At 69.3% G+C, this 12,266-nt stretch carries 9 protein-coding genes; 6 read left to right on the plus strand and 3 right to left on the minus strand.

Features of this window, described 5'->3' with window-relative positions:
• Positions 1-25 precede the first annotated feature (25 nt).
• The 4 genes from VGS97_RS09535 to VGS97_RS09550 all read left to right on the plus strand — a co-directional run bounded on the left by VGS97_RS09535 (position 26) and on the right by VGS97_RS09550 (position 5,742).
• Positions 26-2,599 carry a GTPase-associated protein 1-related protein gene (locus VGS97_RS09535; RefSeq protein ID WP_326852953.1) on the plus strand — a complete coding sequence of 858 codons (2,574 nt, stop codon included), beginning with the start codon at positions 26-28 and terminating at the stop codon, positions 2,597-2,599.
• A 242-nt stretch (positions 2,600-2,841) separates the two neighbouring features.
• Positions 2,842-3,504, plus strand: coding sequence for a tellurium resistance protein (locus VGS97_RS09540; protein ID WP_349262067.1), 663 nt, complete (start codon positions 2,842-2,844; stop codon positions 3,502-3,504).
• On the plus strand, positions 3,501-4,334 hold the full coding sequence (locus tag VGS97_RS09545) for a protein phosphatase 2C domain-containing protein (RefSeq protein WP_326852956.1): 834 nt from the start codon (positions 3,501-3,503) through the stop codon (positions 4,332-4,334). Before VGS97_RS09540 ends, VGS97_RS09545 begins: the two co-directional genes overlap by 4 nt.
• A 55-nt stretch (positions 4,335-4,389) precedes the next feature.
• Complete coding sequence (locus VGS97_RS09550; protein ID WP_326852957.1) at positions 4,390-5,742, plus strand: protein kinase domain-containing protein; 1,353 nt, start codon at positions 4,390-4,392, stop codon at positions 5,740-5,742.
• Positions 5,743-5,825: 83 nt separating this feature from the next.
• Here VGS97_RS09550 and VGS97_RS09555 read toward each other — a convergent pair whose 3' ends face one another.
• Genes VGS97_RS09555 through VGS97_RS09565 form a run of 3 tightly spaced genes read right to left on the minus strand, consistent with a single transcriptional unit; the run spans position 5,826 to position 10,292 of the window.
• Complete coding sequence (locus VGS97_RS09555) at positions 5,826-8,255, minus strand: hypothetical protein (protein ID WP_326852958.1); 2,430 nt, start codon at positions 8,253-8,255, stop codon at positions 5,826-5,828.
• 1 nt (position 8,256) lies between these two features.
• Entirely contained in the window at positions 8,257-8,808 is a 552-nt protein-coding gene (locus tag VGS97_RS09560) for a hypothetical protein (RefSeq protein ID WP_326852959.1), read from the minus strand.
• The gene (locus VGS97_RS09565; protein ID WP_326852960.1) at positions 8,805-10,292 is read right to left on the minus strand and encodes a methyl-accepting chemotaxis protein; all 1,488 of its coding nucleotides are present in this window, start codon (positions 10,290-10,292) and stop codon (positions 8,805-8,807) included. Before VGS97_RS09565 ends, VGS97_RS09560 begins: the two co-directional genes overlap by 4 nt.
• A 187-nt stretch (positions 10,293-10,479) precedes the next feature.
• On the opposite strand from VGS97_RS09565, the gene VGS97_RS09570 reads away from it, so the two are divergent.
• Together VGS97_RS09570 and VGS97_RS09575 are read left to right on the plus strand one after the other, a co-directional pair.
• Complete coding sequence (locus VGS97_RS09570; RefSeq protein WP_326852962.1) at positions 10,480-11,172, plus strand: protein DA1; 693 nt, start codon at positions 10,480-10,482, stop codon at positions 11,170-11,172.
• Between the two features lie 173 nt (positions 11,173-11,345).
• The gene (locus VGS97_RS09575) at positions 11,346-12,143 is read left to right on the plus strand and encodes a hypothetical protein (protein WP_326852963.1); all 798 of its coding nucleotides are present in this window, start codon (positions 11,346-11,348) and stop codon (positions 12,141-12,143) included.
• The last annotated feature ends 123 nt before the right edge of the window (positions 12,144-12,266 follow it).

Raw genomic sequence — 12,266 nt, forward strand, 5'->3', positions numbered from 1 at the left:
GTCCGCCTGCCGATCAAGGTGTCCCGTGCCGCTGCCCGTACACCACCTCACATTCCGCCCGGCGCGTGATGGGCAGCCGGGCCTCGAAGCCCTGCCCGGCTCGGACCTCGACGTGACCATGCTTGAGCGTCTTTGCTGGCTCGTTGGTGCCGGCTGTCCGCCCGGAGGCGCCACCTGCGCCTATACGCGATTGCCCGAGGGCGGCGGCCTTGCGTACCGGGTCAGTCAGCCATCGGTCTCGGAGGGGGAGCAGGAGCAGGCGTACGAGGTTCTCGCCGTTCACGTGCCCGACGGCGCAAAGTCCGGCGGTTTCTCTCCGGTCGACGCATTGGCCGATGAGTCCTGGCCGCATCCTCCCGCCGAGGGCGAGGTGCTGCGCGGCGCGTGGCTGGAGCCCGCCTCAAGCCCCGATCTCGCGAGGCTGGTGCGCTTCGCACAGGCCCACGCGACCATGCTGCCCTCGCTGCTCGCCGATGTGCGCGAGCTGTTCGCGGCGAAGGCGGGGCCGCAGATCCTGATCGGCGACCAGGCCGGCCCGGCCCGCAGCTGGATCGCGCTGCTGGCGGCCTCGCTCCCGGAGCGTTATGCCCGGGCCCTGACGTTCACCACCGCCGCTTCCCGCCCCTACCTGGCAGTCCAGCAGATCGTCGGACTGGCCCCCGGCGCCGAGTTCGACTACACACACGACGAACTCGTATTCACCTACCGGGTGCGCGGCACCGGTGAGAACCGGCGCAGTGGCCGCGCCACCGATCCCTGGGCTGAGGTCGCCGCCGGAATCTGGCTGGCCGGGCGTCCCGAACTGCTGCGCGACGGCGGGCCGGACGAATCAGAGCCTTTCGACGCCGGGCGGCTGGCCGTCGTCGCCCTGCGCGAGCGCGTCGAGCTGGACCAGGAGTCGCGGCTCGTCGCCATGCAGTGGCTCGGCCTCGCGGTCAACACGGCGTTGACCGGCCAGCCGGACTTCGACGCGCTCGCCGAGACGGCCGGCTGGGTCGCCGCACGGACCAGTGAGGGCGCCATGCCCGCCGCACCCGGCATGGACGCCGCCGTCAAGCGCGCCTATCTGGCACTGCACCGCCGCGCCGCGCCGGCGAGCATCGCCGCGCTGGCCCTCCAGCTCGGCCGGTGGGCCCTACGGGCCGCGCTGGCCGACTGTGCGGCGGTGCACGCCGATCCACTGGTCTACTTGTGGACGCGGGCCGACCCGGCGGCGGAACCGGCACTCCCCGACGACCTGTGCCAGGGGCTCGCGGCGGAGTTCTCGGCGAACATCGAGGCGCTGTTCGACCCGGCGGCCGCGACGAGCCGTGAACACATCGAGGGCGCACTCGTACTGGCCCGCTCGCTCGGCGTGGACTGGAGCGCCCGCGTGGCCGCGATCGCCCCCGTCTTCGCCCGCGAGTTGTTCGATCCCGTCACCGACCACGCGGCAGTCCTCGGCCTGCTCGACCGGATCGCCGACGACCGGCTCACCGAGGCGGTGCTGCGCTGGCTCGATGAGGCGATCGGACGCGGCGACGTGGAGCAGGGCGCCGCCCTGGCGCACAGCGGTCCCGGCGGCGACTGGTTGCGTGCGCAGCGGATCACCGACGCCATGCCGTTGCTCCGGCTCGTGCGGCTATCCGCCGAGCCGGCGATCGCGCAGCTCGGCGGCGTGCAGCGGTTCGAGGCGCTGTGGAAGCAGTCCGGGAAGCCCGACGACGTCCAGCGGCTGCGCACGCTCTGGGATCTGAGCCTTCCGCAGCAGGGGCCCACGGCGCTGACTGCCGCGGACGTCCGTTTCCTCGTCAAGCTGCTGCCCTCGCCCGCGCTGGCTTCCTCGGGCATCGGCACGTATGCCGTCGATTCGCTGACCCATTACGCGGCCCGGCTCAAGATGAGCGACCTTTCTGACGTGACCGAGTTGGGCGAGGCGCTGCGCAAGAGCAAACTTCAGCTCGATGCCACGCATGAGACGCTGATCGAGCTGGCGGAGGAGCTGAGTCGGCTGCACTCGTCGAGGCGGGTTGCCCTACCCGAGGCCGTCGAGCGGGTCGAGCAGTTGTTCAGCCGGGTGACCGGCGCTGGCGGCCTGCACGCAGTCGCCCTTGAGGTGATCGCGTTGCAGTTCTACTCGGCCGAGGGGGACCGGCTGACCGACGACCCCGCGCGGCGGACCCTGACCGAGAGCTTCGGCGGCGAACTGTTGCGCCGGTATAAGGACATGCACTCTCATCCGGGCCACCGCAAGCAGGTGCTCGACTACTTCACGGCAGGGGACGAGGAATTCCTCGCGGACCGGTTCGTTCTGTGGTTCGAGTTGGCCGCATCGCCCGATCCGAACATCCGCGACACGGGCCGCTCGCTCCTCAATGACCTGATTGACGCGGCCTTGTACCGGCTCAATCCCAAACGCGCCAGGAATGTGCAGAAACAGCTGAACAAGCGCTCGGACAAGCGTATCGTCGAGAGCTGGGTAAAGCACTGCGTCAAACACCAGTTGTTGGAGCCTGACCAGCAGCAACAGCAACAGCAGAACCCACAGCAGAACCCACAGTCTCAACCTCAATCGCCGCCGCCGACGCAGCAACAGGGTGATCCGCCGACTGCGTGGTGAATCCTCCGGGGTAACCAGGAGATGGAGGAGCCGTGCGGCGGGTTGTCGTGGAATCCTGACACAATGGGATCCCGAAGCCGCGCAGTGGGATCCTGAAACAACAGCACACGTACACGGGTCCGCGGGTCAGGCGAGCGGGTTCGCCGTCACTGTCGGCCGGGGCTGACGCCGCCGACGCATCACAGGGAGGGGACAGCGCGATGAGCAGTATCGAAGCCGATGAGGAGATGCCCGGCGGCCCGATGGCCAACCGGCCGGTGCACTTCTTCTGGTTGCTCGACTGTTCCGGGTCGATGATGGGGAACAAGATCAGCGAGCTGAACTTCGCGATCCGCGAGGCGCTGCCGGAAATGCAGTCGGCGGCGAAGTCGAATCCGGCCGCGAAGCTGATGGTGCGGGCGCTGACCTTCAACACCGGTGCGAGCTGGCATGACAAGCAGGCCATCGACGTGGCCTCGTACTCGTGGAAGGACGTCCACGCGGACGGCGTCACCGACATGGGCGCCGCGTTCCACCTCGTGGCCCGCGAGCTGGGGAACCTCACCATGCCGCAGCGGGCGCTGCGCCCAGTCCTGGCCCTGATCTCCGACGGCGGGCCGACGGACGACTACCGTGCCGGCCTGCGCAGCATCGAGGCGACTCCCTGGGGCCAGCGTGCCGTGCGCATCGCGATCGCGATCGGCAATGACGCCGACCGGAGCATGCTCAAGGAGTTCCTGAACAATCCGGAGCTCGAACCGCTGCTCGTGCACAACGCCGGGCAGCTGGCCTCCGCGATCCGCTGGGCCTCCACCATGGCCGTCAAGGCCGCCAGCAACGCCGCCCCGAACACGAACAGCCCCCTGAGCAACACCGGCCAGCAGTGGCAGGCCCCGCCGACGACGGACGACGAGGACGTTTGGTGACCGGTTCCGGGCCGACCGCCTGGCACGTGCTCAGAGGTTCCGTCCGCGGGCTCAACAAGAAATTCAATCAGGACTCGCTCTACACGGCGTCCGTGGCGGACGGCGCGGCACTCGTGCTGTCCGTCGCGGACGGGCACGGCTCGGCCGCGCACTTCCGCAGCAACATGGGCTCGCGGTGGGCCGTACGCGAGTTCGCCGACTGCGTAACGCCGTTCGCGCGAACCGTGGTGGACCGGCAGGAGGACCCGACGACCTGGCTGGCCCTGTTCGCGGCGGCCCGCGCGTTGGCCGGGCCGATCTGTCACCGCTGGCGGGAGCGCGCCCTGCTCTACGAGGCCGGGCACCCGGCTAACGGGGCCGCCGCAGGGGAGCGTAACCCGACCCGCGCCGACCTCATCCCCTACGGCACCACGCTGCTCGGCCTCGTCGTCACACAGCAACTGCTGTTCTGCTGGCAGGTCGGCGACGGGGACATCACCACCTCCGCCGATGCGGGCGCCCCGCCCCGTCGGCCGCTGGCCACCGCGGAGGAGGAGTACGGCGACGACACCGACTCGCTGTGCGAGCCGGAGCCCTGGGTCAAGATGCGCGTGCACTGCCAGCCCATGGCGCCGCTCGGCCCGCGGCCGTTGCTCATCGCCAACACCGACGGGCTCTCGAAGAGCTTCGAAGACGAGCGCGGCTACCTGAAATTCGCCACCGACGTCCACAGTGCCCTGGAGCGGCAGGGTATCGATAAAGTCAGGCTCCTGCTCGAAGGCTGGCTCACCCGCGCCGCCGGCAAGTCCGGCGACGACACCACACTCGTCGGCGTCTACGCCGGCGAATGAACCCGGCACCCGCAGACACCTGACATAAATACCGGATGGAGAACGAGGCACCCACGTGAACGGACAGCTCCCAAAGGGCCACGTCCTGACCACCCCGGGCGGCGCTAAGCTGCGCGTCGAGGACACCTTCGGCTCCGGCGCGCAGGGCGAGGTCTACCGGGTCTCCACCGACAGGGGCGATCGCGCGGTCAAGTGGTACCACGCGAACATGGCCACGCCGGGCCAGCGGGAGATCATCGAGACGCTGGTGGGCCGGCGGCTGAACGACACCCGATTCCTGTGGCCGCAGGCCCTGGTCACCGATCCGGCCGACCGCGCCGGCGCGTTCGGTTACCTCATGGCGGTGCGGCCCAGGGACTTCCACGACCTGCCCGCGCTCTTCCGCCGCGAGGTCAAGGGGATCAACAGCAGGAAGCTGACGATCGTGGCGCTGAACACGGCCGAGGCCTTCCTGGCGCTGCACGCCCAGGGCCGGGCGTATCGCGACATCAACTACGGCAACCTGTTCTTCAACCCCGCCAACGGCGACATCCTCATCTGCGACAACGACAACGCGGTCGAGGAGAACAAGGACACCGGCATCTGGGGCACGAGCGAGTTCATGGCCCCCGAGCTGATGCGTCAGGACCCGAACGCCCGCCCCACGGTGCAGACCGACCTGCACGCGCTGGCCGTGCTCCTGTTCATGCTGCTGATGAACCATCATCCGCTGGCGGGCAAGGCGGAACTCGACATCCGCTGCTTCGACGACGCGGCCATGAAGCGCCTCTACGGCACCAAGCCCGTGTTCCTCTTCGATCCCGGCGACGCCTCGAATCGGCCGGTTCCGGGCGAGCAGGACACTGTCATCGCGAACTGGCGGGTCTGCCCGCCCGTGCTGCGCAACCTGTTCACCCAGGCCTTCACGATCGGGCTGGCCCGGCCCGAGCAGCGGGTGCGCGAGACTGTGTGGCGCGACACGTTCAGCCAGGTCTACGACAGCATCGTCGAATGCGGACACTGCGGACGCACCAACTACATCGACCCCGGCGCGAATCCGCCCCCGGTCACCTGCTGGAAGTGCAACCGTACGGTCGACCTGCCGCCGCGCCTGGAGATAGTCAGGGACGAGCGGCTGCGGCGGGTGTCGCGCTCCATCCGCCTGACGCAGGACGCGAAGGTATACGAGCACCACCTGCGGCGCACCGTCAGCCAGCACGACTACTCCCGGGTAGTCGGCGAGGTCGAGGCGCACCCGACCGAAAAGGGGCGGTTCGGGCTGCGCAACGCCACCAGCAAGCCCTGGCGTGTGCACAACGAGGCCACTCGTTCGCTCCAGGACGTTCCGCCCGGGAAGCGCGCCAACCTACGCCCCGGCCTGCTGATCGAGTTCGGCGACGGCGTGGAGGCCCTCTACCGCGAGAAGTGACGATCGAGTGGTGACAACAGCGTGAAGGCGATGCCGCGAGTGGCGGCGTTACCGTCGCGAGCTGTCTGGAGTCAGTTGCCTGATCAGGGATGGGTCGCGCGATGCCGGCGCAGCAGCGAGCGAATACGCCGTGGAACGAACATCAAGGCGCGCAGCACGATTCGCGTGACCGCCCATATGACCAGTCGTGGGAACCGCCATATCCGTGACAACAGACCGGGCCGCGGGATGGGCTGCTCCAGCGGTGGAAGCTGCGCGGGCGGATACGGCAGGTAGGACGGGAATGCAGGAGTCGGCAAGTACGGGTCATTCCACTGCGACGGGGCCGGTACCGGCCAGTTCACCGGCGAACCTGGGGATTTCGCAGCGGGAGACGCCGCGGCTGGCTGGAACGGAAGAGCGATGGTTCCCGCGCTTGGCCGCGCCGGCGGGACGGGATCGGGCAGCGCCGGTATTTCGCCGGTCAATGCTTCGGCATGGGCCAGGTCGGCATCCGGCCGGACCAGTGGCGTCACGCTCACGTGCACGGTTGCCCGGCCCACGGGGAACGGCACCGTGCGCTCTCGTGCCGAACTGCGCGGCAGCACCATGCTCAGCGGTTTCCGACCTTCCTGCTCCACCACCATCCGCACGAGCGCAGCCGGCTCCGGCCAGCTGAAGAACGCCTCCCCGGTGGCATCGTTCACCCGCCGTGCCCAAAGCCCGGGCTCGCCGGCCTCGCGGCGCGGCGCCGGCAGGAATATTAGGACACTGTCACCGGCGACGGCCCGCGGGCCCAGCAGCGAGACGCCGGTCAGCCGGAGCGGCGCACCGGGTACCGCGGTGACGACCGCGCTGCGGATCGACTCGGGCGTGATCCGTTGCTCGTTGTCGCCTCCCGGCTCGTCGGCCAGTGACTCGGGCAGTGACTCGGGCAGTGACTCGGGCAGCCTGCTGATCAAGTGGCTGATGTCGTCGCCGCGCTCGCGCGCGGTGTACGGCCACACGGTCATCCGGCCGTCCCCGGCCCCGGTGATGCGCCAACTCACCCGCACCGACTGGAGGCCGTCGTCGTTCCCGGCTCGTCCGGCGCCGGCCCCGACCAGTTCCGCGTCGTCCTCAAGGACCTCAACCCGGACGATCTCCACCGGCGCCGGCCACCGCGCCAACTGCACCGATCCGGTCCAGCCGGCCGACCACGCCTCTGCGCCGCGGGCGTCCCGATAGCCGCAGCGCACCTCGTAGCGGTACTCGCCGTGGCCCGAGACGGCATCGTCGAACCCATCGACACTCGACGCCACCGCGACGCCCTCGGCCCCGTCGCCCGGCCCGAAACGCATCACCCGCACCTGGCTCACCTGCGTGGCTCTGCGCCAGCGCGCTCGTACGCCGAACGGCGTGGGCACGAGATGGGGCGAGCGCACATCCGGCGCACTCAGGTACGGGGCGCTGGCCACTACGGGGCCGCATATTCGCCCCGCACGCCAGGGGATCACCGCGTAGTTCACGGTCTCGCCGAGGCCGATTCCCTTGTCGAGCACCGGCTGGGCCAGGTCTGCCACCACGGCCACGCGAACGGCGGAGCCGAGGTCACCACCGCTTATCCGCCAGAACTCGTATTCGGGCGCTTCGCCGCTCCCCAGCCGCCGCGGGGCAGCACAACGTACTGATATGTCGATGCTCGCGTCCGCTTCGGTCCCGGTAACGGTAACCGGTGAGGTGAACGCCGCGTCGGCGGCCGAATCGCCGCCCGAGGCCGTGTCGGAACGCAGCGCCAAGCGAAGCAATTCGGCGCGTGGTCGTGGATCATCGAGCGCTCGGTCGGCCGCGCGCCGGAGCGATCGTGCGGCGCCGGCGAAGTCGCCGTTCTCGGCCGACCGCGCCGCGGCGGCCAGGAACTCGTCCGCCGCGGCTGCACGCTCCCGGACGACCGCGCACAGCCGGGCGAGCCGCTCGTCGCCGTGGCCTCGCGGAATCGCCTCGGCCGTCCGCGCCGCCGTGCGCAGCCGCCTTTCGAGCATTTCGTCCAGCAACCGTTCCGCGGCGTCCTGCGCCGGCGCGCCGAACCGCGGTGTCCCGGAAGCCAGCGCGGCGACTTCGAGGGCTTCCTTCTCCTCCACTCCGAGCTTCGTCACGTGCCGGTCGCGCACCACCGAGCCGCGCTCGCCGAGTATGACCAGCAGCTGATACAGCTCAAGGTGCCGCAGGGCCATGACGTCCTTCCTCATGGCCGCGTCGATGAGGTCGAACAGCTCCTGCACGAGCGTCGGATGACTCGGGAACCGCAGCTCGGCCCGGCCGCGCGCCTCGGCCAGCAGGACCCGGTCCATCAGCCACCAGTCGCTGCCCCCGCCCGCCCGCTGCACGCGGAAGCCGTCCAGGATCCGGAATCCGGCATGTGGCCCGCGCCGCTGCATCGCTTCCGGCGCGATCAGCTCGGCCGTGTGCCGAAGCCCGAGTTCGCGTAGTCCCGCCGCCAGCCGCGGATAGCCGGGCAGCCCCGGGAACCGCGGCGCGGTCAGCTTCGCGGCCACCTCAGGATGCCGACGTGTAGTAGTAGATGTCCAGGTCAGCCCCGGTGGCCTCCTGGTCGGAGCAGTCTCCGCCGCCGCCACCACTGATGAAGGGCCGCGTTACCGTGCTCGCCGGGAACATCACCGGACTGGCCTGCGGATCGACCCGGTTCAACAGCCCATTGATGCGCGTCGCGTAGTCCGTGTCCAGGCTGAGGCACGGGCCGTCGCCGAAGGTGAGCACCATACCCGCCTGCCTGCCGAGCTGCGGCCGCAGCTTGCCCTGGATCTGGTCGATCAGCTGTTGGTCGCTGTCGCCGGGGCCGTCGACGTGGATGCGTACCGGGTGCAGGTCGAGGGTGCGCGGCGCCGTCTGGCTCGGCGACGGGCTCGGTTTCGGCGACGCGCTGTGCACGACCTGCTTGACCGGCGCCGCGAGCGGATCGGCCTGGCTGGCCATCGCCACCACCATGATCACCAGCATCAGGTCCGCGAAGAGCCAGCCGGCCAGCGCGATCATCGTGTACGCGCGCCGGTTCTGGCGCGGCGGGCCGGTCGGGGTCCGGCGGCTCACCGCCCGCCGCCGCGCGCCGCCGCCATGCCGTCGTGGCCGTTCGCCGAGCCGTCGGCCAGCGGGCCGATGCGCTGCTCGACCACGCGAGACGCGGCCACCCAGTGCGCGGCGGCCTGGTCCCAGCGGTCGACGACGTTGGTCAGCTCGCCGAGCGAGATGTTCGCCTGGTCCACGAGTTGGCGCGCCGAATCCGAGCTCTGCCGTGCGGTGACCAGCATCGAGTCGGCCATCTGCTCCGCCGCCTGTGCGACCCGGTCCGAGCGCTCGCTCAGCTGCCGCTGCACATCCGTCAGGTCCCGCACCGCCGCCTCGACCTGCTCGCCGGCCTGGCCGAGGCGGTCCTGTACGCCGTGCAGCGCATCAGCGTTCTGGCGCGCCGCGTCCTGCGTGGCCTGGGTCGCGGCGGCCACCGCCTGCTGCGTCATGGTCCGGGTCGAATCCAGTGCCTTGACACCCGCCTGCGTGGACTCGGCCATCGCGTCCAGCGCCGCCTGCTGCCCCTCTCTCAAGGATTTGACACCCTCGTCGACGACGTTCTTGAGCTCGGCCGCGCCGGTGCGCTGGGCGTCGGTGAGCGCGGTCGTCCCGTTGTTGAGGATTTCTGTAAGCGCGCCGGTACCTTCACGCAGGATTTCGGTCACCCGCGTCGCCGCCTCACCGATCACGTCGGTAGCGCCGTTCATCTTCTCGGTCGCGCCGTTCATCTTGTCGGCGGCGTTGTCCAGGCTCGTGCTGATCCGCGCCGCCTCGGCCAGCACCGTCGTCACCGAGTCCTGCGCCAGGCGGGCGTCGTTGATCAGGTCGCGCAGCATCTGCGCAGACTGCGACAGGGCGTTGGTGAACTGCGCCGGCGAGGTCAGCCGGTAGCCGACCAGGTTCAGCTGGGTGCGGGTGAGCAGCGCCGCGAGCCGCGCACTCGCCTGGTCGGCCTCGCCGCGCCGGTGATCCTCAGCCCGCTGCGTCCAGTACCGGCTCAGCGAATGCAGCAGCGCCAACAGGAGCAGCATGCTGATGAAGAACACGGCGAAGCCGGCGACGTCGCCGAACCAGAGCCAGTGCGAGAGCCGGCCGTCGAAACCCGACTCCCACAGCTGTAGGAACGGCCGCGTCGCCTGGAGTTTGTCGCTGGACGCCAGTTCGCCGTAGGCATGCGCGGCGGAGAAGAGCCCCAGCCAGGTGATCAGCAGCGGGATGAACACGAAGATGCCGAGCACCGCCTCCGCGGTCCGCTCCAGGGTCGCACCGTGCGGCAGCCAGCCCGGCCGGTACCGGCTAGGCTTGCGCGGCTCGTCGAGTACGAAGTTCTCTGGCCTGGCGAGCGTGCCCGCCAGATCGATCTCGGCCCACCGGTCCAGGTTCACCGAGTTTCTCAGGTCGTCGACGAGTACTTCCAGCGTCGTGCGCGACGTTTCGTCGAGCTTTCCGCCGGCGGCCTTGAGTTCCGTCGCCAGGTCGGCGGAACTCGTCAGCTCGGTGAAATCCATGGACTGCCCCTCCCCGCCCGAATGGGACTGCTTCCTCAGTCCGCCGCGGTGGACGCACGGGTGCTCCGAACCAGCTCAGCACCGTGTTCCTCGTTCAGCACCGTGTCAGGCCTCTCTCTACCAAGCTAACGGAAGGATTATCCGCTCATCGGCGCGTCGCAAAACCGTTACACTTCCGGCTGCGCCGTTGGCGAGCCTCTTCAGCGCCCCGGCTCGCTGCTTTTTCTGCGGGCGCGGACTTTTCGGTCGCTATTGCGTCAGTGCGCTCGGCGTACCCTTCTGCGAAGCCCATCAGGATATTGCGGCCTGCCGTTTCTGCGGAGCGCCGGCCGACGCCGCCGAGCCGACCGCCGAACTGTGCGCCTTCTGCGTCAGGGACGCCGTCCTGACCCGGACCGATTCGGCCCGCGAGATCCCCGGCATCAGGGACGAGATGCACCGCTTGGACCTGCGTCTCAACGTGCCGGTGCGGGTGCGCCTCGCGGACCGGGCGCAGATGGCGCAGCGCGGCGGCCACCAGAACACGGCCGGTCTGACCGAGTATGTCGCCGACCACGTCGTCAGTATCACGATCGTGAAGGGGCTCGTCCGCAGGCAGTTCGGGGCGACCGTCGTCCACGAATGCATGCACGCCTGGCTGGTGCAGAACGCGTTTCCGCCGCTTTCGGACCGAATATGCGAGGGATTGTGCCAGGCGATGGCATACCGCTACCTCAGGGAGCACCGCGGCGAACCCCGCGCGAAACTGCTCATGGAAAGGCTGCGCGATGACCCGGACCCCATCTACGGCGACGGATTCCGGATGATCCGGGACAGCGCGGTCAAGAACGGGTTCAGCACGGTGGTCGACACGGTTCGGCGCACCGGCCGCGTCGCCTGAACCGTAGGGAACCGGGCGACCGAATCCGCAGTCCGATCCGGTGCGCACCGCGGCCGACCGGCGGTACGCTGCACGGATCGGAGTATCGTAAAACCCTGCGGAAACCGGGCCGCTCCGGGACAATCGAAGAATCCGCATGGTGCGCGCATCGAAATCGCCCGAGGGACCGGTTCGTGACACTTCCCCAACTGCCGAACGCACCGCAGGACGTCGCGACGCGTTATCTGTGTGCGGCGTCCTATCTGGATCCAGAGTTCCGTGGCCACGTGATCGACATGCTCTCCCGGGATTCGCTGCACGCTGTCTGCCCCTCGTTCGGCGTCGACTCCGTCGCGCTCCTGCGGCATGCCGTCGCGGCCCGCCGGCTGACCTACCGCCGGGACCGCCTGCTTGCGGGCATCTGGATCGTCGCGGGCGCAGCTCTGTGGGCCGAGAGCTCGATGAACGCGTCGCGAGCCGCCGCGACCGGCGACGTGCTGGCGACGCTGGCCATCCTGGCGGTGGCGGCGTGGCTGATCAGTTTCACCCACCTGTACGAACTGCGCCGGCGCGCCATCGCGCTGCGCCTTCCGCAGACGAACCCGCGCGCCGCGGCGGCGCCTACGGACGCGGTGATCGAGGCCCGGCTCAATGAACTCGCGACGTCGAACCTGATCGTGTACGACGTGGCGCAGGGGGACCCGTTCGTCGGCAGCGGCCATCTGATGGACAATTGGCTCCTCAAACCGGTGAACCTCACCCTCGCGGCGACCGACCCGAGCGGACGCAAGAAGCAACTGATTCAGTTCTCTCCGGCCGAACTGCACCAGTTCCTCGCGAAGCGAGTGCCGGCCGTCGGGTTCGACAACCTCGTCGCCCGCAACCGGCTGTACATCCGTGGCGACGCGGTGCGTAGTCTGCGCGACATTCTGCCCGACCGGATGGGGCGGCCCGAGGTGCGCGCGCCCTCGGATCTGGAGGCCTATTCATAAGCCTCATTCGCGTTCGTGCTGGTCATCGGAAGTAATTCACAGGCTGTGAGTTGCGGGGAAGGCCTGGACAGCACGACGGCCCCTGTTCTTGAATCGAGTCTTCTCACAGAACTTGATCAAGGA

It is taken from the genome of Actinocrinis sp. (genome assembly GCF_035946395.1).
GTDB lineage: Bacteria > Actinomycetota > Actinomycetes > Streptomycetales > Catenulisporaceae > Actinocrinis.

Excerpts from the sequence above, each read along its gene's own strand:
- VGS97_RS09540 (WP_349262067.1), top strand. The coding sequence starts at position 2,842 with ATGGCCAACCGGCCGGTGCACTTCTTCTGGTTGCTCGACTGTTCCGGG.
- VGS97_RS09565 (WP_326852960.1), bottom strand. The coding sequence starts at position 10,292 with ATGGATTTCACCGAGCTGACGAGTTCCGCCGACCTGGCGACGGAACTC.